This window comes from Streptomyces sp. NPDC002853, from assembly GCF_053591915.1.
The window spans coordinates 549,331-571,915 of the sequence record NZ_JBSFUS010000006.1 but is presented as its reverse complement, the minus strand read 5'-3'; the positions used below and the strand labels follow the sequence as shown (position 1 = coordinate 571,915).

Annotated in this window: 19 protein-coding genes and 1 pseudogene; all 20 read right to left on the bottom strand. The window is 70.3% G+C overall.

Annotated features, from left to right (window positions below; translation table 11 throughout):
• Positions 1-923: 2-oxoacid:acceptor oxidoreductase family protein (locus ACWD02_RS19705; RefSeq protein WP_451212014.1), on the bottom strand; the 923-nt coding region annotated here is incomplete at its 3' end.
• A gap of 42 nt (positions 924-965) precedes the next feature.
• On the bottom strand, positions 966-1,970 hold the full coding sequence (locus ACWD02_RS19700) for a Gfo/Idh/MocA family protein (protein WP_451212011.1): 1,005 nt from the start codon (positions 1,968-1,970) through the stop codon (positions 966-968).
• Positions 1,940-3,346, bottom strand: coding sequence for an NDP-hexose 2,3-dehydratase family protein (locus ACWD02_RS19695; RefSeq protein ID WP_451212008.1), 1,407 nt, complete (start codon positions 3,344-3,346; stop codon positions 1,940-1,942). The genes ACWD02_RS19700 and ACWD02_RS19695 overlap by 31 nt, the downstream gene beginning before the upstream one ends.
• Before the next feature lie 39 nt (positions 3,347-3,385).
• Positions 3,386-4,162 (bottom strand): NAD-dependent epimerase/dehydratase family protein, encoded by a 777-nt coding sequence (locus ACWD02_RS19690; protein WP_451212005.1) that lies wholly within the window; start codon positions 4,160-4,162, stop codon positions 3,386-3,388.
• A complete protein-coding gene (gene rfbH, locus ACWD02_RS19685) occupies positions 4,159-5,463 on the bottom strand; it encodes a lipopolysaccharide biosynthesis protein RfbH (RefSeq protein WP_451212001.1) in 1,305 nt (434 codons plus the stop codon). The genes ACWD02_RS19690 and rfbH overlap by 4 nt, the downstream gene beginning before the upstream one ends.
• Before the next feature lie 31 nt (positions 5,464-5,494).
• Positions 5,495-6,478, bottom strand: a complete 984-nt coding sequence (rfbB, locus tag ACWD02_RS19680) for a dTDP-glucose 4,6-dehydratase (RefSeq protein ID WP_451211998.1) — start codon at positions 6,476-6,478, stop codon at positions 5,495-5,497.
• Positions 6,475-7,533 (bottom strand): glucose-1-phosphate thymidylyltransferase, encoded by a 1,059-nt coding sequence (locus ACWD02_RS19675; RefSeq protein ID WP_451211996.1) that lies wholly within the window; start codon positions 7,531-7,533, stop codon positions 6,475-6,477. The genes rfbB and ACWD02_RS19675 overlap by 4 nt, the downstream gene beginning before the upstream one ends.
• 92 nt (positions 7,534-7,625) lie before the next feature.
• Positions 7,626-8,210, bottom strand: coding sequence for a dTDP-4-dehydrorhamnose 3,5-epimerase family protein (locus tag ACWD02_RS19670; protein ID WP_451211993.1), 585 nt, complete (start codon positions 8,208-8,210; stop codon positions 7,626-7,628).
• Between the two features lie 14 nt (positions 8,211-8,224).
• Complete coding sequence (locus ACWD02_RS19665) at positions 8,225-9,379, bottom strand: nucleotide disphospho-sugar-binding domain-containing protein (RefSeq protein ID WP_451211990.1); 1,155 nt, start codon at positions 9,377-9,379, stop codon at positions 8,225-8,227.
• Positions 9,380-9,624: 245 nt separating this feature from the next.
• Positions 9,625-10,482: an SDR family oxidoreductase gene (locus tag ACWD02_RS19660; protein ID WP_451211988.1), complete on the bottom strand. Its 858-nt coding sequence runs from the start codon at positions 10,480-10,482 to the stop codon at positions 9,625-9,627.
• Between the two features lie 80 nt (positions 10,483-10,562).
• Positions 10,563-12,104 (bottom strand): acyl-CoA carboxylase subunit beta, encoded by a 1,542-nt coding sequence (locus ACWD02_RS19655; RefSeq protein ID WP_451211985.1) that lies wholly within the window; start codon positions 12,102-12,104, stop codon positions 10,563-10,565.
• 12 nt (positions 12,105-12,116) lie between these two features.
• Positions 12,117-13,505, bottom strand: coding sequence for an MFS transporter (locus ACWD02_RS19650; RefSeq protein ID WP_451211982.1), 1,389 nt, complete (start codon positions 13,503-13,505; stop codon positions 12,117-12,119).
• 1 nt (position 13,506) lies between these two features.
• A pseudogene (locus ACWD02_RS19645) lies at positions 13,507-15,849 on the bottom strand (SDR family oxidoreductase); the annotation flags it as partial.
• Positions 15,801-16,745, bottom strand: coding sequence for an aromatase/cyclase (locus ACWD02_RS19640; protein ID WP_451211979.1), 945 nt, complete (start codon positions 16,743-16,745; stop codon positions 15,801-15,803). The pseudogene ACWD02_RS19645 and the gene ACWD02_RS19640, both read right to left, overlap by 49 nt.
• A 44-nt stretch (positions 16,746-16,789) precedes the next feature.
• On the bottom strand, positions 16,790-17,575 hold the full coding sequence (gene fabG, locus ACWD02_RS19635; protein WP_451211975.1) for a 3-oxoacyl-ACP reductase FabG: 786 nt from the start codon (positions 17,573-17,575) through the stop codon (positions 16,790-16,792).
• A 26-nt stretch (positions 17,576-17,601) separates the two neighbouring features.
• Positions 17,602-17,874 (bottom strand): acyl carrier protein, encoded by a 273-nt coding sequence (locus tag ACWD02_RS19630; RefSeq protein WP_451211972.1) that lies wholly within the window; start codon positions 17,872-17,874, stop codon positions 17,602-17,604.
• An 81-nt stretch (positions 17,875-17,955) separates the two neighbouring features.
• Positions 17,956-19,170, bottom strand: coding sequence for a ketosynthase chain-length factor (locus ACWD02_RS19625; RefSeq protein WP_451211969.1), 1,215 nt, complete (start codon positions 19,168-19,170; stop codon positions 17,956-17,958).
• Positions 19,167-20,438 (bottom strand): beta-ketoacyl-[acyl-carrier-protein] synthase family protein, encoded by a 1,272-nt coding sequence (locus ACWD02_RS19620; protein WP_451211966.1) that lies wholly within the window; start codon positions 20,436-20,438, stop codon positions 19,167-19,169. The genes ACWD02_RS19625 and ACWD02_RS19620 overlap by 4 nt, the downstream gene beginning before the upstream one ends.
• Entirely contained in the window at positions 20,435-20,764 is a 330-nt protein-coding gene (locus tag ACWD02_RS19615; protein ID WP_365818852.1) for a TcmI family type II polyketide cyclase, read from the bottom strand. Before ACWD02_RS19615 ends, ACWD02_RS19620 begins: the two co-directional genes overlap by 4 nt.
• Before the next feature lie 82 nt (positions 20,765-20,846).
• Entirely contained in the window at positions 20,847-22,316 is a 1,470-nt protein-coding gene (locus ACWD02_RS19610) for an FAD-dependent monooxygenase (RefSeq protein WP_451211963.1), read from the bottom strand.
• Between the last annotated feature and the right edge of the window lie 269 nt (positions 22,317-22,585).

Genomic DNA, 22,585 nt, shown 5'->3' with positions numbered 1-22,585 from the left:
TCGTCCTCGGCCTGGAAGGTGCGCACACCGAAGTTCTTGTGCTTGCTGAGCTCGTGCAGGATGTCCGAGGCCGGGGTGATGGGATACGAGCCCAGGTAGAGCGGCAGATCCGCCTGCCGGCCCGCCGCGATAAGACCGTACGAGAGGGCCAGGTTCCCCGAGATGTTGCGGTAGGTGCCGGTAGGGAAAGCGCTGGTCGCCGGGGCGACCTCGTACGAGACCGCAAAGTCCTCCGTCGTCTCGCCGAAGTTCCAACCCGCCCTGAATGCCGCGATGTTGGCCTCGGCGATGTCCGGCTTCTTGGCGAACTTCGTCCGCAGGAACTTCTCCGTGCCCTCGGTCGGCCGGTGGTACATCCACGACAACAGACCCAGCGCGAACATGTTCTTGCTGCGGCCCGCGTCCTTGCGCGAGAGGTCGAACTCCTTGAGCGCCTCGACCGTCAGCGTCGTCAACGGCACCGGGTGGACCTGGAACGCGTCCAGAGACCCGTCATCCAGCGGCGACCGGGCGAAGCCGACCTTCTGCATGGCCCGGGGCGTGAACTCATCGGTGTTGACGATGATCTCGGCCCCGCGAGGAACATCCGGAAGGTTCGCCTTCAGCGCGGCCGGGTTCATCGCGACCAGGACGTTCGGCGCGTCGCCCGGCGTGAGGATGTCGTGGTCGGCGAAATGCAGCTGGAACGAGGAGACACCCGGCAGTGTCCCGGCAGGAGCACGGATCTCGGCGGGAAAGTTCGGCAGTGTCGAGAGGTCGTTCCCGAAGGACGCCGTCTCCGAAGTGAACCGGTCACCGGTGAGCTGCATGCCGTCACCCGAGTCACCGGCGAAACGGATGATCACCCGGTCCAGGCGGCGGATCTCGTTCTGCTTCAAGGTAGTCGCCCTTTCCGGAGGCGGTCGCAATTGACGCTGGGACATGGGGAGTTGGTGGACGGTCGCAGCGATGGGCCGGGGGAGCCGCTAGGCCGGCTCGCCCGCGGCCCGGCGCACCCCGTCCAGGAGCTCCGCCTGCCGCAGGCACACGGGATCCGGCGTGGACCGCGCGCGTACGCCGTCCACGAAGGCGGCGACCGTGCGGGCGACCTGGTCCGCGGGCGGCAGCTGGATCACCTCCGTCCCGGTGCGGCGCTCGACCCGGATCTCCGGCACGAAGTCCGCGGGCGGCGTGAAGGCGCGCTCCACGGTGATGCGACCCTCGCTCCCCCACAGTTCGTAGGAGGACCGGTAGGCGTGGTCGAGCCCGAAGACCAGCCGGGCGCCGATGCCGCCGGGTGTGCTCAGGAGGGCCTGCCCCGAGGTGTCGACCTCGCGGCCCTGGCCCCGGCCGAGCAGCGCGCCCCGGACTTCGAGGCCTTCGCCGAGGAAGTGCAGGGCGGCCCGGACCGGGTAGACGCCGGTGTCCCAGAGGGCGCCGCCGCCCAGGTCCGCGCGGTGCCTGATGTCGTCGTCCGGCAGCCGTGGGATGGCGAACGCGGCCTGGAAGGCGCGCAGTTCACCGATGGCGCCGTCAGCGACGAGTTTGAGCACCGCGTCGTGCAGCGGATGATGGACGAACATCACGTTCTCCATCATGAAGAGCCCCGACTCCCGCGCCAGCGTGACGAGTCGGCGGGAGCTCTCCAGGTCGGTCGTCAACGGCTTCTCGGCGAGTACGTGCTTTCCCGCGCGCAGCGCCGCCTCGGTCCACTCCGCGTGCAGGGCGGCGGGCAGCGGGAGGTAGACCGCGTCGATGTCGTCGCGGTCGAGCAGCCGCTGGTAGCCGTGCACGGGCTCGGCATCGTAGGACCCGGCGAGTTCCTCGGCCCTGTCCGCGTCCCGGCTGGCGATCGCGGTGATCCGGATGCCGTCCGTGCCTGCCATGGCGGGCAGCACGCGCCGCCGTGCGATGTCGGCGCAGCCCAGCAGACCGACTCGTATGCCGCCCTTCTGCCCCATCAGGACCGGCCCGCGAGTGAGTTGAGGCACAGGAGCAGCGTGCGGGCCTGGACGTTGAGGTAATGACCGTGCCGCAGCAGGGAGTTGAGCTGGTCGCGGGCGATCCAGCGGTACCCGGGGGGTGCCTCCACGGGATCCGTTTCCTCGTCCGCCTCGACGATGAGGTAGCGGCTCTCGGCGTTGAGGAAGCGGCCGCCCTCCTCCGAGTGCACCGCCTCGTAGCGGATCTGTGAGGGGGTCGCCGCCAGGACCAGGTCGAGGAAGGGCGGGCGGTATTCGCCCTCCAGGTAGGCGTAGTTGTCGGGGGTGTGCATGACGGTCGGCGCGAGCTCCACCGTGTCCAGGAGGCCGCCCTCGACGCGTGCCTCCATCAGGACGTGCGGCACTCCGCCGATCCTGCGCGTCACGAAGGCCGTGACACCGATGCCGTGCGGTTCGAACACCGGCTGGGTCCAGCCGGTCACCTCTCGGCTGCCGGCCTCCACGCGCAGGGCCACCACGCTGAAGTAGCGGCCCTCCTCGTGGTCGATGGACATGTCCCCGCGCTTCCAGCCGCTCGCCTCGTCCAGCGGAACGCGTTCCGCGTGGACGTCGTGCCGGGCGCGCTCGGCGGTGAACCAGGACAGGACATCCGTGTCCGAGTGCAGGGCGCCCTCGTCCTCCTGGGGCAGCGGCGCACAGGCGAGGACGGTTCTGGTGTCCATGTTGATGACGTTGTCGCGGCGCAGGAGCTCGCCGATCTGGCCGAGGGTCAGCCAGCAGAAGTCCGGGTCGAGGGGGACGTCGTCGACGGCCTCGACGATCATGTTGCGGTTGCTCTTGCGGAAGAACCACGCGCCGTGCTCGGACTGCAGCGAGTCGGCGATGACCCGGCCGCGGTCCGCCTGCGTGAAGTACTCGATGTACTTCACGTCGGCGCCCTTGTGCACCTTGGTGTAGTTGCTGCGGGTGGCCTGGACGGTCGGCGACAGCTGGAGCAGGTTGCGGTTGCCGGGCTCCATCTTGGCCTGCATCAGGAAGTGCAGGACCCCGTCGAACTCCTTGACGAGGAGGCCGAGGATGCCCACTTCGGGCTGCTTGATGGTGGGCTGGTACCACTCGCGGTGCGGGCCGGTGTCCCGGGTGACGTGCAGGCCCTCGACGGTGAAGAAGCGGCCGCTTCGGTGCACCAGGTTCCCGGTGGCGGCCTCGAACGACCAGCCGTCCAGGCCGCTGAAGGGTATGCGTTCGACCTTGAAGTGGTGCGCGCGGCGCCGTTCGTCCAGCCAGTCGGCGAAGTCATCGGTGCGCAGCCGCGCGCCCTGTGCCGTCGCGGCCGACCGCGCCATGCGGTGTGCGACGGCCGGGTCGTCGCGCGACGTCAGCGTGGTCGGCCGGGGGGTCGGCCTGCCGGGTGGGGCGTTCATGGGGTTCACTCCTTGCGGATCAGGGGCGGAAGGCGCGGGTCAGGACGCGGTGGGTACGGTGGCGCGGCCGGCGCCCGCGGAGTCGAGGAAGGCGTCGAGGACCTGCCGGTAGTACGTCGGGGTGAAGCCGAGCCGGGCCGTCTCGGGCACCAGGCGCCGCAGTTTCTCCGTGCAGATGACGTGGTGCGCCCCGGCGTCGCGGTACTCGCGCTCGACGTCGAGGCCGAGCCGCGCCTGCAGGTGGTCGACGATGTGGTCCACCGGCACCGCCTCCCCCGACGCCACGTTGACCGTCTCGCCGCGTACGCCGCGTTCCAGGAGGCAGTCGATGACGGTGACCACGTCCGCGACGTCGATGAGGTCGCGGGTGGCGCCCCGGTGGACGCGGACCGCGCCCTCCAGGACCTGCCGGAGCAGCGAGGGCATCAGCTGGTGCGGCGGCTGTCCGGGGCCCACCAGGTGGCCGAGGCGGAGGATGAGGTAGTCCGCCCCTGAGGCCTTGAGCTGCTGCTCCAGTGCGAACTTGTGCGCCCCGTAGGGGGTGCAGGGCGTGATGGGGCTGTCCTCGCGTCCCGTGCCGCCCCCTTCTCCGTACATCCCCGTGGACGCGGTGGAGAAGAACAGGAGCCGGCGCCCGGTGGTCCGGCAGCGCTCGGCCACCTCGTCAAGGAGTGCGGACTCCCGGGCGAAGTCGTCGTCCGAAGTGCCGCCGGCCCAGGAGACACCGGCCGCCAGGACGGCCGTGTCGGGGTGCCGGTCGGCGATGGGCCGGAGGTTCCTGGCGAGAAAACCGTTTCCGACGATTTCCATGGTCATCCACGGGCTCCCACGAATTCCTTGATCGAGGAGACGACGTAGTCGAGCATCTCCTCGGTCAGGCCGGGGTAGACCCCGATCCAGAAGGTCTGCTCGGTGATGATGTCGCTGTTGGTCAGCTCGCCGACGACGCGGTGCGGCTGGCCTATGTAGGCCGGGTGGCGGGTGAGGTTGCCGGCGAAGAGACGGCGGGTGCCGATCTTGCGGCCCTCCAGGAAGTCCACCAGCTCGGCCCGGGTGAAGGGCGCTTCGGGTGACACGGTGAGGGCGAAGCCGAACCAGCTCGGGTCGCTGCGCGGGGTGGCCCGCGGCAGCAGCAGGTGCGGCAGACCGTCGAGGCCGTCGTACAGCTGCTTGAAGTTCTTGCGGCGCGCGGCGCAGAAGTCGTCGACCTTGGCCAGCTGGGTCAGGCCGAGTGCGGCCTGCAGGTCGGTGGCCTTCAGGTTGTAGCCGACGTGCGAGAAAATGTACTTGTGGTCGTAGCCGGCGGGCAGCGTGCCCATCTGGTACTTGAACCGCTTGAGGCACTTGTTGCTCTCGCCCGGCTCGCACCAGCAGTCCCGGCCCCAGTCGCGCAGCGACTCCACGATCCGGGCGAGCGCCAGGTTCGAGGTGAGGACGCAGCCGCCCTCGCCCATCGTCAGATGGTGCGCGGGGTAGAAGCTGACGGTCGTCATGTCGCTGAAGGTGCCGGTGAGCTGACCGTCGTACGTCGAGCCGACCGCGTCGCAGTTGTCCTCGATGAAGAACAGGTCGTGGTCTTCGGCGAGTTGGGCGATCTCGGCGACCTCGAAGGGGTTGCCGAGGGCGTGCGCGATGATGATGGCGCGGGTCTTGGGGCCGATGGCCTGGGCCACCCGGTCGGCCGTCGTGTTGTACGTGCCGAGCTCGACGTCGACGAAGACCGGTATCAGGCCGTTCTGCAGGATCGGGTTGACGGTCGTGGGGAAGCCGGCGGCGACCGTGATCACCTCGTCGCCGGGGCGCAGCCGCCGGTCCTCCAGGAGGTGGGAGGTGAGGGCCGTGGTGGCGAGCAGGTTGGCCGACGAGCCGGAGTTCGTCAGATGGGCCTTGCGCCGCTTGAGCTTGCGCGCGAACTGCGACTCGAACTTGCGGGAGCTTCGCCCCGCCGCGATCCGCATGTCCAGGGCGGCCTCGACCAGGGCGAGGCGGTCCTCCTCGTCCAGGACCGCGCCGGACGGCCAGATCTCGGTGGTGCCGGGGACGAAGCCCCTGTCGTCCTGGACGTCCCGGTGGTACTTGCGGACTTCGTCCATGACGAGTTCCTTGTGCACGCTCATGCTGTTGTGCCCTTCCTGAGTTGTTGCCGCGTCATGCCCGGTCCGCCGCGATCGCCTTGGAGTGCTGCCACCAGTCGGTGTTCTCGCGGTACCAGTCGACGGTGTCGGCGAGGCCCTGCTCGAAGGAGACGCGCGGCGCGTATCCGAGCTGGTCGGCGATCTTGGTCTCGTCGAGCGAGTAGCGCAGGTCGTGCGCCTTGCGGTCGGCGACGCGGCGCACGCTCGTCCAGTCCCTGCCGGTGAGTTCGAGCAGCCGCTCGGTGATGGCGCGGTTGGTGCGTTCGTTGCCGCCGCCGACGTTGTAGACCTCGCCGGCCTGGCCCTTGTTCAGGACGAGGTCGATCGCGCGGCAGTGGTCGTCGACGTGCAGCCACTCGCGTACGTTGGCGCCCTCTCCGTAGAGCGGCACGGTGAGGCCGGCCAGCAGGTTGGTCACGAAGAGCGGGATGAGCTTCTCGGGGTGCTGGTAGGGCCCGTAGTTGTTGGAGCAGCGGGTGATCGACAGGTCGATCCCGTGGGTGCGCCAGTACGAGCGGGCGACCAGGTCGGACGCGGCCTTGGAGGCGGCGTACGGGGAGTTGGGCGCCAGCGGCCAGGTCTCGGTCCAGGAGCCCTCGTCGATGGAGCCGTAGACCTCGTCGGTGGAGACGTGCACGACACGCTCGACGCCGCTGGCCAGGACCGCTTCGAGCAGGGACTGGGTGCCGAGCACGTTCGTGCGGACGAATTCCGCGGCCGACTCCAGGGAGCGGTCGACGTGCGACTCGGCCGCGAAGTGCACCACGGCGTCATGGCCGGGCAGCAGCTGGCGCAGCAGGTCCCCGTCGAGGATGTCACCCCGCACGAACGTCAGCCGGGGGTCGTTCGCCGGCAGGCTCTCGCGGTTGCCCGCGTAGGTGAGCTTGTCGACGACGGTGACGTGGGCGCCTTCCCAGCCCGCGTACTCGTCCTGCAGAAGGCTGCGTACATAGTGCGAGCCGATGAATCCGGCGCCGCCTGTGACCAGGATCTTCATGCTGCTGCCACCTCTACGCTGGTGTGGTCACCGACTACGAGCCGGTGCTGGGCCGCCTGTCCGACGGTCGCGGACCGTCCGATCACCGAACCGTGCAGACCACGGACCTCGGTGACCGTCGCGCCGTCGAGAGCGATGGATTCGTCCATGTGGGTGCCGCGCAGGACGCAGTCCTTGCCGATGGAGGTGTAGGGGCCGACGCGGCTGTCCTCCACCAGCGTTCCGGCGCCGATGATCGCCGGGCCTTCGACGGTGGAGCGGACGATGCGGGCACCGGCCTCCACGATGACCTGGCCGGTGATGACGCTCGTGGCGTCGACCTCGCCCAGGACGTCGGGCTTCACGTCGTCGAGGAGCTTGCGGTTGCACGCCAGTACGTCGTCGACGCGGCCGGTGTCCTTCCAGTAGCCCTCGTACTGGCTGGCGCGCACGTCGGCGCCGTGGGTGAGGAGCCACTGGATGGCGTCGGTGATCTCCAGTTCGCCGCGTGCGCTGGGCTCGATGGAGGCGACGGCCCGGTGAATGGCCGGCGTGAAGAAGTACACGCCGATCAGGGCGAGATCGCTGCGGGGCTGCTTGGGCTTCTCCACCAGGCGGGTCACCCGGCCGTCCGAGTCGAGCTCGGCGACGCCGAACGCGGTGGGGTCGGCCACCTTGTGGACGACCACCTGGGCCGCGGGGCGGTCCGCCGCGAACTGTGCCGCGATCTCCCCCACGCCGTCGGGGAGCATGTTGTCGCCGAGGTACATCACGAAGTCGTCGTCCCCGAGGAAGGGCCGGGCGAGCGAGACGCAGGCGGCGAGGCCGGTGGGGTTCTCCTGCGGGATGTACGTGATGCGCACGCCGAGCGACGATCCGTCGCCGACGGCCGCCTCGATCTGCTGGGCGCCGCCGCCGACGATGACGCCGATCTCGGTGACGCCGAGGTCCCGGATGTTCTCCAGGACGTGCTGCAGGACCGGCTTGTTGGCTATCGGAATGAGCTGTTTGGGCATCGAGTAACTGAACGGACGCAGGCGGGTGCCCGATCCGCCCGACAAAACCAGGGCCTTCATGAAGATGTCCTCCTCATTGCGGTGCCCGCTTGTGGCGGTCCTCGCTTGTGGCTGAATTCCGACGGAATTCCGATTGAATTCCGTGGCCGCGCCTATACGTAGGGGGTGTGGGGTTCATAGGGCATGAGCAGCCCTGCGGCTGCCGCCTGTGCCGCCGTCGGCGCCTTGGCGTCCTTGTCGGAGATGAGCGGCGGCTCCGTGAAGCCCCAGGGCAGGGCGAGTTCGGGGTCGAGCGGATCTATGTCGACCTGGGTGCCCGGCACATGGGCGGTGGACAGGACGTAACAGATGCAGGCGTCCTCGGTGAGGGTGAGGAAGCCGTGTCCGACGCCTTCGGGGACGAAGACCGAGGTGCCCGCGTCGGCATCGAGTTCGTTGGTCACATGGCGCCCGTACGTGGGCGACCCGAGGCGCAGGTCGACCAGGATGTCCCGCAGGACGCCCCGGACGCTGGTGACGAACTTGGCCTGGCCCGGCGGGTTGGTGACGCTGTGGATGCCCCGCAGCGTGTTGCGCCGGGAGACGGAGTAGTTGATCTGCCGTGGGGTGAAGGGGCGTCCCGCGGCCTTCTCCAGTTCCTCGGTCCGCAGCGCTTCGTGGAACGACCCTCGTTCGTCCCGCAGATGGTTCGGTGCGATGACGAAGGCGCCGGGAATCTCCAGCTCGGTGATGCGCACGTGTGCTCCAGTCCTCAGAGGTTCGCCAGGTCGTCGACGACCCCGGCCGGCGTGGGCATCAGCAGCATTTCGGCGCGCAGCCGCCCGGCCGCTTCGGTGTACTCGGGGTTGTCCAGGAGGTCGGTCAGGGCGTCCCGCAGCCGCCCCGGCGCGTCCTGCGTCTCGGCCGTGTCCAGCGAGACGGCGGCGCCCAGGTGTGCCAGGCGGTCGCCGTGGCCGAAGTTGTCGGCGATCTGCGGCAGCACCAGCTGCGGAAGCCCGGCGAGGGTGGCCGTCATGGAGGTGCCGGAGCCGCCGTGGTGCACCACGGCCTCGCACCGGTCGAGGAGCAGGCCGAGCGGCACGGAGCCGACGCACCGGATGTGGGCAGGCACCTCGCCGACCAGGCCGCGGAACTCCGCGGGCAGCGTGGCGAGCACCTCGATGCCCGGGATCTCGCCGATGGCCCGCAGCAGCCGGACGACGAACCCGGCCCCGTTGAGCCGCAGTGTCCCGCCGAGCGACAGACCGACGCGCCGCTTTCCGTCCTGCCGTGCCTCCCAGGGAAATCCTTCGGGCAGCCGCCAGTTGGCGCTGTACGGAACGTGCCTGACCGGCAGCCCCGGCTCGGCGCCCGGCTGCTGGAGCGAGGGCGGGCAAGGGTCGAGGATGACGGCCGGGTCGGGCAGGGCGCCGACGCCGAGTTCCTCGCACAGCTCCCGCAGGTTCTCCCTGGCGAGGCCGCGCGCCGCCCCCGCCAGGCTGTCGACGCCCCACCTGTGGTGGACGACGGGCACGTCGAGTGCGCGGCCGATCACGAGGGTGCTGTACTCGAGCGGGTCGCCGACGATCAGATCGGGACGGTAGGCCCGCGCGAAGTCCAGGTGCCCGCGGACCACTCGCGCCGCGTGCCCCGACCACGCCTGGGCGTAGCCCTCGATCCGCAGCCGCTCACGCGGGCGGACCTGCAGCGGGCGCTGCCACGGTTCGAGCCCCCGCAGCAGCACGGCCTCGCCGTCGAACGCCGCTCCGGTCTGCAGGCCGACGAACCCGGAGGCCCGTACGGCCTCGTCGATGTCCGGCTGTCCCGCCACCACCACGTCGTGTCCGGCGCCGCGCAGCGCCCAGGCGAGGGGCGCGAGCGGGGTGAAATGGCTCGCGGAAGGAGTGCTGATGAATAGGACGCGCATTAACTCTTCTCCAGAGTGCGGGACTTCATTGCGAAGCCGCTTCGACCGCGCCGCCCACGGTTTGAATTCCGGTCGGCGAGGAAAATGCGAGGGCAGCCGATATGCATGGGCAGCTGATTAAAGACTCTTGGGTGCGCGGCAACCCCGTCAACACACTTCACCTGGAATTGACGCGGACCGGACCGGGCGGTGAGGTTCTGTCATGCGTCGCATTCCGCGCGGAATACGGGTCCCCGCGGGAGGGGTCAGCGGAACGCGTCCGGCCGCTCCTGGACCCACTGGCGGAAGGTGCGCGCGGGGCGTCCGGTGACGTCCGCCACGACCGTGGAGCCGACCTCGGGCTCCTTCGTCAGCATCGCGAAGTAGTCCAGGGCGCCGTCCGCGTACGAGGGCGGCCAGCCGGTGTCGACCATGGCTTGGCGGGCGGCGTCGTGCTCGATGTCCTGCCAGCCGAGTTCGCGGCCGATGACCTCGCCGATGACGCGGACCTGGCCCTCCTGGGAGAGCTCCTCGGGTCCTGACACCAGGTACTTCTGCCCCGCGTGTCCGTCCTGGGTCAGCGCGGCGGCGCCGACGGCGGCGAGGTCGCCCTCGTGGACGGAGGTGCGGGTGGCGGCGCCGTAGGGGAAGTGGACGACGCCGCCCTCGCGGATCTGGCCGGCGAAGCCGAGGGCGTTGGCGTGGAAGCCGGTGGTGCGCAGGAACGTCCAGTCCAGGCTCGTTTTCTCGACGATCGATTCCAGGTAGGCGTGGCAGTTGTTGTCGACCGGTTCGAGGCCGATGTGCACGCCGACCGAGGAGACGACCGCGATGCGGCTCGCGTGTGCCTCGATCTTGCGCAGTACGGCGGGCGCGGTGGTGACGTCGAGGGCGAAGAACGGCCACATCCAGAAGACGCCGTCGACGCCGTCGAGCGCGGCGTCCAGGCTGTCGGGGTCGGCGAGGTCCCCGTAGTGGATCTCGGTGCCCTCCGGGAGGCGGCCGATGTTCGGGTCGTCCTTGAGCACCAGGGCGCGGACGGTGGCGCCGGTCTTCTGCAGTTCGGCGACGGCGTGCGGGCCGACGTTGCCGGTGGCGCAGGTGACCAGGATGGTTCTGGGCATGGGTGTGTCCTTCTCGTACGTGGGTGGGGCGAGGTGGGGTGCGATGTGGTGCGGTGCGGTGCCGTCGGGGTCAACTGCCGTTACTGCGGCGGGTTTCCGTGCTTTCGCGACGGCAGGTCGGCGTGCTTGGCGCGGAGCATCGCCAGGGAGCTCGTGAGCACCCTGCGGGTGTCGCGCGGGTCGATCACGTCGTCGACGAGCCCGCGCTCGGCGGCGTAGTACGGGTGCATCAGCTGCTCCCGGTACTCCTCGATCTTCGACTGCCGCAGCGCTTCGGGGTCGTCGGCGGCGGCGATCTCCCGGCGGAAGATGACGTTCGCGGCGCCCTCGGCGCCCATCACGGCGATCTCGTTGCTGGGCCAGGCGAGGGCCAGGTCGGCGCCGATGGAACGGGAGTCCATCACGATGTACGCGCCGCCGTAGGCCTTGCGCAGGACCAGGGAGATGCGCGGGACTGTCGCGTTGCAGTAGGCGTAGAGCAGTTTGGCGCCGCGCCGGATGATGCCGTTGTGCTCCTGGTCGACGCCGGGCAGGAAGCCCGGCACGTCCACCAGGGTCACCAGGGGGATGTTGAACGCGTCGCAGAACTGGACGAAGCGCGCGCCCTTCTCCGAGGCCTCGATGTCCAGGACTCCGGCCATGGCCTTGGGGTTGTTGGCGACGACACCGACGACCTGGCCGTCCAGGCGGGTCAGCGCGCAGACCAGGTTGGGCGCCCAGGCGGCGTGCACCTCGAAGTACTCGCCGTCGTCGACGATCTCCTCGATGACCTCACGCACGTCGTACGAGCGTCCCGGCTCGCTCGGCACGATGTCGAGGAGCGCGTCGGTCAAACGGTCGGCCGGGTCGTCGCTGTGCTGCACGGGCGACAGTTCACGGTTGTTGGCGGGCAGCAGGGACAGCAGATAGCGGACGTCCTCCAGGCAGCTCTCCTCGTCGTCGTACGCGAGGTGCGCGACACCCGAGGTACCGGCGTGCACGTCGGCGCCGCCCAGGCCGTTCTGGCTGATCTCCTCGCCGGTCACCGCCCGCACCACGTCCGGTCCGGTGATGAACATCTGCGAGGTCTCGCGCACCATGAACACGAAGTCGGTCAGGGCGGGCGAGTAGGCCGCTCCCCCGGCGCACGGGCCGAGCATCACGGAGATCTGCGGGATGACGCCGGAGGCACGTGTGTTGCGCCGGAAGATGCCCCCGTACCCGGCGAGCGCGGTGACGCCCTCCTGGATGCGGGCGCCCGCGCCGTCGTTGAGCGAGACCAGCGGGGCGCCGGCCGACGCGGCCAGGTCCATCACCTTGTGGATCTTCTCGGCGTGCGCCTCTCCGAGCGCGCCGCCGAAGATGCGGAAGTCATGGGCGTAGACGAAGACCGTGCGGCCCTGGACGTTGCCCCAGCCGGTGACGACACCGTCGGTGTGGGGCTTCTTGTTCTCCAGGCCGAAGCCGGAGGCCCGGTGTCTGCGCAGGGTCTCGATCTCGTTGAACGAGCCTTTGTCGAGGAGGAGTTCGATGCGCTCGCGGGCGGTGAGTTTCCCTTTGGCGTGCTGCGCCTCGGTGGCTTTCTCGCTCGGCCCCGCGAGTGCTTTCTCCTTCAGGTCGAGCAGTTCTTCCAGCTGTTGCAAGGCAATGCTCCTTCACGATCGGCGAAGAGGTCTCAGTGCGGCCAGCAGCCCCACCGCGCCGGCGCCGGTCACCAGGACCATCGCCGTGCGGCTGCCGTGAGCCGTCAGGAGCGCGGCGGTCGGCGCGATCACCAGGACGGCGCCGCTCTGCACGGCGGTCTGGTAGGTGGCGACGGCCGGGCCGCGCTCGGCGGGCGCGATGCCCGCGACCGCCTGGGTGTTGAGCGCCGCGAAGGCGCACACGAAGCCGGCCCCCACCAGGAGCAGCGTGGGCAGGACTCCGGTGGCGTACGTCGCGTGCGCGGGGTCCCGCAGGTACAGGACGTATCCGATGAGAGGCGCGGTGGCGCCGAGGACGATCAGCCGGGGCGCGCCGAAGCGCTGGACCATGCGCCCCGACGACAGGGCCGTCAGGGCGAGGGGCGCACTCGCGGGCAGCAGCGCGATACCGGTGCGCAGCGGCCCCCACCCCTGCGCCGCCTGCCACTGGTAGGTGACGACGAACAGCAGCCCGAGAAAGGAGCCGTTGAGAGCGGCGGCACCCACGGCCGAGCGGAGCAGCGGCCCGTGGCGCAGCAGCGAGGCCCGTACCAGCGGCCGCCGTGCGCGGCGTTCGGTGAGGCAGAACGCCGCGAGGAGCGCGAGGGCCGCCGACGCGGCGCCCAGGGTTCGTGCGTCGGCCCACCCCCGCTCCGTGACGGTGACGGCGGTGAGGACGAGGGCGAGGAGCCCGCCGGTCAGGGTGAGCGCGCCCGCCACGCCCAACTGCCGTGTGTCCGTGCTCTGTTCGTGGCCGGTTCCGTCGTCGCCGGGGATGAGTTTCCTGCCGACGACGAGCAGCACGAGCACGACCGGGGCGGGGAACACCATGGTCCAGCGCCAGTCCACCTCGGTGAGCAGGCCCGAGAGGACGAGCCCGGCCGTGAAGCCGCACCCGCCGAAGAGGGTGTAGACCGACACGGCCCGGTCCCGGTCCGGCCCCGCCCTGAAGGTGGCACCGATGATGGCGAGCCCGGTCGGCGCGGTCAGCGCCGCACAGAACCCCTTGACGAAGCGGGTGGCGAGCAGCGTCGCCGGATCCCCCGCGAACCCCGCGACGAGCGAGGCGGCGGCGAAACCGAACAGCGCCCACAGGTAGACGCGCCGCCGCCCGAGCAGGCCCACGACCCGTCCCGCGAACAGCATCAGACCGCCGAAGCCGACGGCGAAGCCGGTCATCGTCCACTGCGCGGCAGCCGGCGTCAGACGCAGGTCCGCGCCGATCGACGGGACGGCCACCACCATCACCGACACCTCAAGGGCGTCGATGAGCATGTTGCCGGCGAGGACGATCAGCAGCCCCCACAGACGCGGGCCCCAGGCCCCGGAGGCCCGGGGCCCGGCCGTGGCCGCGGCGGTCACGTCAGCCAAGGAGGGTGCCGCCGGTGGCGTCCACGAAGGAGCCGGTTATCCAGCGGGCCTCGTCGGAGGCGAGGAAGGCGACGACGTCGGCGATGTCCTCGGGCTCGCCGACCCGGTTGAAGGCGGAGAGGCCAGCCATCTGCTCGACGGCCTCGGGTATGTCGAACACGGGGGTGCCGTTGCGGGTGATGCCGGGCGCCACGCTGTTGATCGTGATGTTGCGCGGGCCCAGGTGCTTGGCGAAGTGCAGGGCCAGCTGCTCCACCGCGCCCTTGGTCATCGCGTAGGCGATCTCGGACGGGTTGGCGCACCGGGTCAGGCCGGAGGAGATGTTGATGATGCGGCCGCCGCTCGGCAGGTTCTTCAGCGCCCGCTGGATGATGAAGAACGGCGCCCGCGCGTTGACCGCGAAGAGGCGGTCGAACGCCTCCGGAGTGGTCTCCTCCGCGGCGACACCTCCCATGACACCGGCGTTGTTGACCAGGATGTCGAGCGTCGTGGACCCCGTGCGCTCCTTGAGGCCCTCCTCCAGGCCGAGGAACAGCTCGTGCACGTCGCCCGGGACGCCGAGTTCGGCGCGGACCGCGAAGGCCCGGCCGCCCTCCTTCTCGATGGTGGCAACGGTCTCCTCGGCGGCCTCCTTGTTGCTGGTGTAGTGCACGGCGACCAGTGCGCCGTCGCGTGCGAGACGCAGGGCCGTCGCACGGCCCATGCCACGGCTCGATCCCGTGACCAGGGCTGTCTTTCCTTCAAGCCTGCTCATGCTGTTTCTCCTGTGGTCGGCTGATGTCGCGGCTCGCGTCGTCCCGAACCAGCGCTCCAGAGCGGCGCGCAGACCGTCCGTTCCGGAGCCCGTCCAGGCGACATGGCCGTCGGGGCGTACGAGGACCAGGCCGGCGTCGTCCAGCTCCGTGCCGGATGCGCGGGCCGCCGTGACGGTGATGCGGTCGTGCCAGGGCTCGGTCAACTCCCTTACGGCGGTGTGCTGTTCCGGGTTGTCCCGTAGGTCGATGAGCAGTCCGCGGCCGGTACGCAGCAGGGCCGTCGTGGTCACCGGGCCTTCGGACGTGGTGAGTTCGGTGTGCGGGAGGCGGGCCCCCAGGAGCGGGGACGGTCCCGCGCCGACGTCGTAGCGCACGTCCAGGCCCGAGACCATGCCCGCCAGGTGCTCCCGTGCGCGGCGGCTCGCGACGAGTTCGCCGACCACCGCCCGCACCGGTTCCACCTCGGGGCCGCCGAGCAGCAGCAGGGCCTGCGCCTTGATGTTGGTCAGGACCCGCCGCCCGACCGTGTGCCGCTCCTGGTGATAGCTGTCGAGGAGACCGTCCGACGCCTTTCGCGCTACCTGGACGGCCAGCTTCCAGCCGAGGTTGACGGCGTCCTGGAGGCCGAGGTTGAGGGCCTGGCCGCCGATCGGCATCTGCTGGTGCGCCGCGTCACCCGCGAAGAGCACCCGCCCGTCGCGGTACCGGGTGAGCTGGCGGCTCGCGTCACCGAAGGAGTTGATCCACAGCGGGGTTCCGCCGCTGATGTCCTCCCCGGTGACCCGCTTCCACACCGCGCAGAGTTCGTCGAACGACGGCTCGCCGGTGCGCGCGCCGGCCGGGCGGCCGAACTCGTGCACCATGACGCGCGTGACGCCGTCGTCCCTGCGCGCCGCGATGGCGAGCCCCTTCTCCAGGCGCTCGAAGCGCCGGCCCGGTACGTCGATCCCGGCGACGTCCGCCCGGATCAGCTCACGGCCGGCGTCCGTGCCGGGGAAGTCGGCCCCGGTCAATCGCCGCACGGCGCTGTTCTCGCCGTCGCAGCCGACGACGCACAGGGCACGCAGCCGTACGGCGCCCTCGGGCCCCGCCGCCTCGACCTCGACGTGGTCGTCCTCGACGGACAGCGCGCGCACCTCGTGCCCGCGCCGCAGATCCGCGCCGAGGGACAGCGCCCACTCCTGGAGGACCTCCTCGGTGCGGGTCTGCGGGACCTTCCACTGCCCGGGGTAGGGGCTCGGCAGCGTCAGGTCGAGCGGGACGCCGCCGAAGTGGCCGCGGGGCTCGTTCGGCGGGGTGCCGAACTTCTCCAGGAGGCCCCGGCTGTCGAGGATCTCCATGGTCCTCGCGTGCAGGGTGGAGGCCCGCGACTCCGTCGTCGGGGCCTCCCTGCTCTCCAGGACGATGACGTCGGCGCCGCCGAGCCGCAGCTCCCCGGCGAGCATCAGACCCACGGGACCGGCACCCACGACGATGACCTGACTGTCCAGGTGATGGTCCTGGTGGCGCTCGTGTTGGTGCGACGGCATGGTCAGGCCCTCGACTCCGCGTAGTCCTTGGCATGGCCGAGGGTGGCGCGGCTGTTGGTGCTGAGCGCCGAGTGCACGTACTCCCTGGCGTCGGCGACCGTGGCGTCCGCGCCGAGGATGCGGGCGATGTTGTCCGGGTTGATGACCACGGTGTGCTGGGACGACGCGGCGACGCCGGTGCCGTTCTCCTCGAACGTCCAGTAGCCGGTGTGCAGCGTCATCAGGGCCGGCAGGGTGACCTGCTTGTAGGCGATCTTGTGGTGCTCGAAGGTCACCCGGTACGACTTCGTGGTGTGGGTGGAGCCGTCCTTCGCCCTGGTGTCCATCTCCAGGGTCTGCAGGCCCGGGGTGTCCTCGTCGAGGCGGACCTTGGCCACGTGCGGCAGCCGCTCCTCCCACTTGTCCGCCTCGTCGATGAAGGCGTAGACGTCCTTGGCCGAGCCGTCGATCTGCACGGTGTCCTCGAAGGAGAACGTCAACTCCTCGGCGGCGTGCGCCCGTTCGACGTTCTCCTTCAGGGCGGCCAGCTCGGAGCGCGAGTTGCGGTCGACCGCCTCGTCGATCCACTTCAGCCCCGCGGGGTCGTCGTCGACCGCGCGGTAGTCGTGCAGAAGGCGTATCCGCGACGAGGTCGCCGAGAGCGCCTCGATGATCCAGGTGCCGCCCATCGAGGCGACGGGGGGCGTGGAGACCGTCTGCCGGAAGGTGATCCGCCGGGCCTCGGGATCGAGGGTGCGGCGCGACGACCAGTTCTTGGCCTCGCCGTTGGCGGTCGCCCAGATTCTGATGAGCTCCTCGTTCCCGCTGCTCTCCACCTGGTCGACGTAGATCGTCGGGGGGAAGATGCGCGGCCAGTTCCCTACCTCCGCGATCAGCCGGTACACGGCATCGGCCGGTGCCTCCACACTGATCTCGTGCTCCACCTCACGCAGGCCGTGCTGCGACATGTTCACGCTCCTTGACTGTTGATCGGGTCGGTGCCGCTCGCGGCTCAGAAGTTGCCGAGGCCGCCGCAGACGTTGAGGGCCTGCGCGGTGATGGATCCGGCGGTGTCCGACGCGAGGTATCCGACGAGACCCGCGACCTCTTCCGGCGTGGAGTAGCGGCCGAGCGGGATCTTGGCCCGGAACTTCGCGAGGATGGCGTCCTCGGAGGTGTCGTAGGCGTCGGCGTATCCCTGGCGCACGCGCTGTGCCATCGGCGTCTCGACGTACCCGGGGCAGACCGCGTTGACGGTGATGCCGGTCGGGGCGAGCTCGTTGCCGAGCGCCTTGGTGAAGCCGACGACGCCGTGCTTGGACGCCGAGTAGGGCGCGCCGAGCACCACGCCCTGCTTGCCGGCCGTCGAGGCGATGTTGATGATCCGTCCGCGGTCCTTGTGGCGCATGCCGCCGGTGTTGAGCACCTCACGGGTCATGCGGAAGACGCTGTTGAGGTTGGTGTCGATGACGTCGTGCCACAGCTCGTCGGTGATGTCGGCGGTGACGCCGCCACCGCTGCGCCCGGCGTTGTTCACCAGGACGTCGACGGTGCCGAAGCGGTCGACCGCGGCCTGGACGAACGCCTTGACGGCTGCCTCGTCGCGTACGTCGAGGACGGCGCCGTCGGCGTCGAGACCCTCGTCCTGCAGTTGTTTGACGGTCGCGGCGACGTTCTCGGCGTCACGTGCGCCGATGAACACCTGGTGTCCCTGGGTGGCGAGGAGCCGGGCGGCGGCGAGGCCGATCCCGCTGGTGGCTCCGGTGATGAGGGCGACGCGCTGGTTGTCCTGTGCCATGGTTCGTTCTCCCTTGATGCGGCCGGTCAGGCGGCGGTGGCCGTGGGGGCGAGCTGCGCGCCGACCGCTTCGATGAACCTGCGGGGGGTGGCGGCGTCGGTGACCATGTCCTCGTCGAGGGTCACGCCGTACTCGCGCTCTATTCGGCTGCTCGTCTCGAGCATCGCCAGCGATTCGTAGCCCAGGTCCTCGAACGGGGTGTCGAGGATGTCGCCGTCGAGGTCGACGCCCTCGGCGGCGCCGGCGCCTTCGAGGAGGATGCGCTTGAGGTCTTCGAGGGTGAAGCGAGGTGCGGACACGTTGTTCCCTTCGTGGTGCGGTCAGGTGTGGTTGTGGTTGTGGTCGTGGTCGTGGTGGCGGGGGCTCCGCCGGTGGGGCGCCTAGTCGGCGGCGCGGACGACCAGGGCGGAGTTGAAGCCGCCCTCGCCGCGGGCCAGGACCAGCGCGGTGCGCACCTCGGCGGGGCGCGGCTGGTTCACGACCAGGTCGAGGCCGTAGGCGGCGTCGGGCGCGACGTTCACCGTGGGCGGGATCAGGCCCTCGTCGATGGCGAGGAGCGCGGCGGCCACGTCCAGGGGTGCCGCGCCCGAGTAGAGCCGTCCCGTCATCGTCTTCGGCGCGGTGACGACGACCTTGCCGCGGCCGAAGACCGCGTTGATGGCCTCCGCCTCGACGCGGTCGAGTTCGGGCACGGCGGCGGCGTCCGCGAAGACGACGTCGACGTCCTCGGGGGCCACGTCGGCGTCCGCGAGTGCGATCTCGATGGCCTTGCGCAGGCCGGGCTCGCGTCCGCTGCCGGGCTTCGGGTCGAAGGTCGCGCCGTACCCCGCGATGGAGCCGTAGATCTTCGCCCCGCGCCTGCGGGCGGCCTCCTCGTCCTCCACGACGAGGATCGCGCCGCCCTCGCCGGGCACGTGCCCTGCGGCATCCGCGTCGAACGGCAGGTAGGCACGGTTCGGCTGGTCGTGGGTGCTGAGCCGGCCGCCGGCCAGCTGCGCCACCCAGCCCCAGGGGCAGATGGAGGCGTCGACGGAGCCGGAGACGATCAGGCTGGTGCCCTTGCGTATCTGGCGGCGCGCCTGGGCGAGCGCGTCGAGGCCGCCCGCCTGGTCGCTGACGACGACCCCGCTCGGACCCTTCATGCCGTTGCGGATGGAGATCTGGCCGCTGTTGACGGCATAGAACCAGGCGAAGGACTGGTACGCCGAGACGTACTGGCTGCCCTTGCCCCACAGCTTCTCCAGCTCGCCCTGCCCGAACTCGAAGCCGCCCGACGAGCTCGCCGTGATGACGCCCATGTCGTACGCGGACATCTTCTCCGGCTCGACGCCCGCGTCGGCGAGCGCCCAGTCGGTGGCGACGAGCGCGATGCGCGTCATCCGGTCGGTCTGCGGCAGGAGCCTGCTGGGCAGCTGGTCCTCGGCGACGAAGCCGGGGACCTCGCCCGCGAGCGTGGCCGGGTAGGGCGTCGGGTCGAAGTGCGTGACGCGCCCGATGCCGCTCTTCCCGCTGCGGGTGGCTGCCCAATAATCGTCTGTGCCCAGGCCGTTGGGGGACGCGATGCCCAGGCCCGTGACAACGGCGGAGGCCGTCATGCGCCCTTCCTCTCCGGGTTGGCGAGCACCATGGCGCTCTGGAATCCGCCGAACCCGCTGCCGACGGTCAGGACCGTGTCCGTGCGCTGGTCGCGTGCCGTGATCGGCACGTAGTCGAGGTCGCACTGCGGGTCGGGGGTGTGCAGGTTGGCGGTCGGGGGCACCACGTCGTACTCCATGGCCAGCGCGGACGCGGCGATCTCGATGGAGCCGATCGCGCCCAGCGAGTGGCCCACCATCGACTTGATGGAGCTCACCGGCGTGCGGTACGCGTGGTCGCCCAGCGCCCTCTTGAAGGCCGCGGTCTCGTGCCGGTCGTTCTGCTTGGTGCCGGAACCGTGCGCGTTGATGTAGTCGATCTGGTCGCCGTTCATCCGGGCCTCGTCGAGCGCCACCCGGATCGCCTCGGCCATCTCCGCGCCGTCGGGCCGCAGGCCCGTCATGTGGTACGCGTTGCTGCGCGCCCCGTAGCCCGCGATCTCGGCGTAGATGTGGGCGTGTCTGCGCCGCGCGCTCTCCAGTTCCTCGAGCACGAAGACGGCGGAGCCCTCGCCGAGGACGAAGCCGTTGCGGGTGTTGTCGAAGGGCCGCGACGCCTCCCCGGGCGCGTCACTGCGCGGTGTGGTGGCCTTGATCGCGTCGAAGCAGGCCAGCGTGATCGGTGAGATCGGCGCGTCGGACGATCCGGCGATCATGACGTCGGTGGTGCCCTCGCGGATGAGTTCCACCGCGTGGCCCACCGAGTCGATGCCGGAGGTGCAGCCCGTGGACACCACGGCGGAGGGGCCCTCGGCGCCGACGGCCCAGGCGACCTCGGCGGCGAACGAGCTGGGCACCAGGTAGTTGTAGAGGTGCGGCACGGCGTACGCGTGGTCGACGAGCCCGAGCCGGCCGCCGTCACTGACGACGCGGTACTCCTCGTCGAGCCCCGTCGTCGCGCCGACCGCGCTGCCGACGGTCACGCCGACGCGGTGGGGGTCGTAGGCCCCGAGCTCCACGCCGCTGTCGGCGACCGCCTCGCGCGTCGCCACGACGGCGAGCTGCGCGGCCCGGTCCATGCGCCGGATCTCCTGCGGGCTCAGGCCCAGTGCCTCGGCGTCGAAGTCGATCTCGGCGGCGACCCGGGAGCGGAAGGGCTCCGGGTCGAAGAAGGTGATGCCGCGCGTCGCCGTACGGCCCTCGCTGAGCAGACCCCAGAAGTTCTTGGTCCCGATGCCGCCCGGGGCGACGACACCGATCCCCGTGATGACGACCCGGCGACCGGTCACTGGGAGGCCTCCCAGTTGTAGAAGCGCTTGGCCATGGCGTCGGCGGGCGAGCGCCAGGTGGCCGGGTCGTACGCCTCGATGAACGGCTTGAGGTCCTGGCTGATGCCGACGAACCGCGGGTCGGTCTTGGCCTCCTCGATCAGCTCGCCGCCGTTGTCCTGGTCGAAGTCCTGCAGGTGGAAGTACAGGCCGCGGTACGAGAACAGCTGGCGGCGGCGCGTGCCCATCCGGTGCGGCATCTCGGTGTCGTCGAACTCGCCGAACAGACGGGCCACGTCGACACCGGAACCGGGGTCCATCCGGGCCACGATCAGTGTGCTGTGCATGTCTTCTCTCTCCTCAACTACCGGATCGGTCCGGTCGTCGTACGTTCGTGGTGGATCTGGTCTGCCGTGACCGGCGGCCGCTCTAGCGGGACGGTCCGAACCAGCGCTCCAGGGACATCGGCAGGTCGTCGTGGCTGCCGGGTGCGGCCCAGGCGACGTAGCCGTCGGGGCGGATCAGGACGGCGGTGGTTCCGGCCAGTTGGCTGTTCTCGGCCAGGCCGTGCGGGGCGGCGGTCACCACGTCCACGCGGTCGGCCCAGCCCGCGGCCCTGCGCCGCAGCACGGCGTTGTCCGCCAGGTCGAGCAGGACGCCCCGCCCGGAGTGCAGCAGCTGGGTGGCCCGGGTCTTGAGGTCGGCGCCCACCAGTTCCAGGTCGGGCATCCGGCGGCCGAGCAGCGGGTGCCGCCCGCCGCCGACGTCGTAATGGATCTCCAGGCCGCTGACCATGCCCGCGAGGTGGCGGCTGACGTCCTCGTACTGGATGAGCTCGCCCAGGACGTCGCGCAGCGGCTGCACCTCGGAACCGCTGAGGAACAGCAGGCCCTGGGCGCGGGTGTTCATCAGGAGCCGCTGCCCCACGGGGTGCCGCTCGTCGTGGTACGTGTCGAGCAACCCCTCGGGCGCCTTGCCCCGCACCACGGCCGCGAGCTTCCAGCCGAGGTTCATGGCGTCCTGGATGCTGGTGTTCATGCCCTGGCCGCCGGCGGGCAGATGGATGTGCGCGGAGTCGCCTGCGAGCAGTATCCGGCCGCGCCGGTACTCGGTGGCCTGCCGGGTGGCGTCGCCGAAGGAACTCACCCAGATCGGCTTGCCGTGCGAGATGTCCTCGCCCGTCACGCGCTTCCAGCCGACGACCACTTCCTCGTACGAGGGGGCGCTGGTGCGCTTCTGCGGCGGAGTGCCGCGCTCGCAGAGGATGAGGCGCGTGACGCCGCCGGGCAGCGGGCCCACCATGACCATGCCGCTCGCGAATGTCTCGCCGATCATGCGGGGCGCGAGGTCGAGCCCCTCCACGTCGGCGAGGAACATCTCCATCGTCGACGCGGTGCCGGGGAAGTCGAACCCGCCGGCCTTGCGCACCATGCTGCGGCCGCCGTCACAGCCGACCAAGTAGGAGGCGCGCAGGGTGTATTCGCCGTCGGGGCCGCGCACACCGACCTCGACGCCGTCGCCGTCGTCCTCGATGGACGTCACTTCGTGGCCGCGTCGCAGATCCGTGCCCAATTCGTTCACCCAGGCCTCGAGCGCGGCCTCGGTCTGCGACTGCGGCACGGACTTCGCCGCCTGGTGCGCGCCTTCGAGCACCGCGAAGTCCACGGGAAGGCCGCCGAAGTGGCCCACGTTGCTGGTCTCCACGTCGCCGAAGCGGGTGAGCAGACCTCGCTGGTCGAACACCTCCATGGTGCGGGCGGTGAAACCGAGTCCGCGGGACTCGCCGGTCCGCTCCGGCAGGCGCTCCAGGGCGATGACATCGACACCCGCGAGCCTGAGCTCACCGGCGAGCACAAGCCCGGCCGGCCCCGCCCCCACGACAATCACTGCAGCGTCCATACGCATCTCCTTGGTAATCGTCGAATTCCCGCCCGACAGCTCGACACAGAGCAGCGGAAGCTATTAATAAGCTTCTTCGCCGGTGCTGTCCTTTTCAAGATTTCCCATGTCATACGTTGGTGAAGTTGAGTCATGAATAGGTGCGGGAATCCGACAGAAACGTGCGGGAGAATTGCCAGGGGAATGTCAAATGCCGGTCAGAACAGCAGATCAGCCATGGCTGGACGGCGGCGCACCCATGACATGCGACAAGGCCCGGCCGGCGGCTG

Bases quoted from the DNA above. Each gene is read 5' to 3' on its own strand.
- rfbH (WP_451212001.1), bottom strand. From the start codon at position 5,463: ATGAGCGTGCACAAGGAACTCGTCATGGACGAAGTCCGCAAGTACCAC.
- ACWD02_RS19610 (WP_451211963.1), bottom strand. From the start codon at position 22,316: ATGGACGCTGCAGTGATTGTCGTGGGGGCGGGGCCGGCCGGGCTTGTG.
- ACWD02_RS19625 (WP_451211969.1), bottom strand. From the start codon at position 19,170: ATGACGGCCTCCGCCGTTGTCACGGGCCTGGGCATCGCGTCCCCCAAC.
- ACWD02_RS19615 (WP_365818852.1), bottom strand. From the start codon at position 20,764: ATGCACAGCACACTGATCGTGGCCCGGATGGACCCCGGTTCCGGTGTC.
- ACWD02_RS19695 (WP_451212008.1), bottom strand. From the start codon at position 3,346: ATGAACGCCCCACCCGGCAGGCCGACCCCCCGGCCGACCACGCTGACG.
- ACWD02_RS19675 (WP_451211996.1), bottom strand. From the start codon at position 7,533: ATGAAGGCCCTGGTTTTGTCGGGCGGATCGGGCACCCGCCTGCGTCCG.
- rfbB (WP_451211998.1), bottom strand. From the start codon at position 6,478: ATGAAGATCCTGGTCACAGGCGGCGCCGGATTCATCGGCTCGCACTAT.
- ACWD02_RS19660 (WP_451211988.1), bottom strand. From the start codon at position 10,482: ATGCCCAGAACCATCCTGGTCACCTGCGCCACCGGCAACGTCGGCCCG.
- ACWD02_RS19640 (WP_451211979.1), bottom strand. From the start codon at position 16,745: ATGTCGCAGCACGGCCTGCGTGAGGTGGAGCACGAGATCAGTGTGGAG.
- fabG (WP_451211975.1), bottom strand. From the start codon at position 17,575: ATGGCACAGGACAACCAGCGCGTCGCCCTCATCACCGGAGCCACCAGC.
- ACWD02_RS19665 (WP_451211990.1), bottom strand. From the start codon at position 9,379: ATGCGCGTCCTATTCATCAGCACTCCTTCCGCGAGCCATTTCACCCCG.
- ACWD02_RS19690 (WP_451212005.1), bottom strand. From the start codon at position 4,162: ATGACCATGGAAATCGTCGGAAACGGTTTTCTCGCCAGGAACCTCCGG.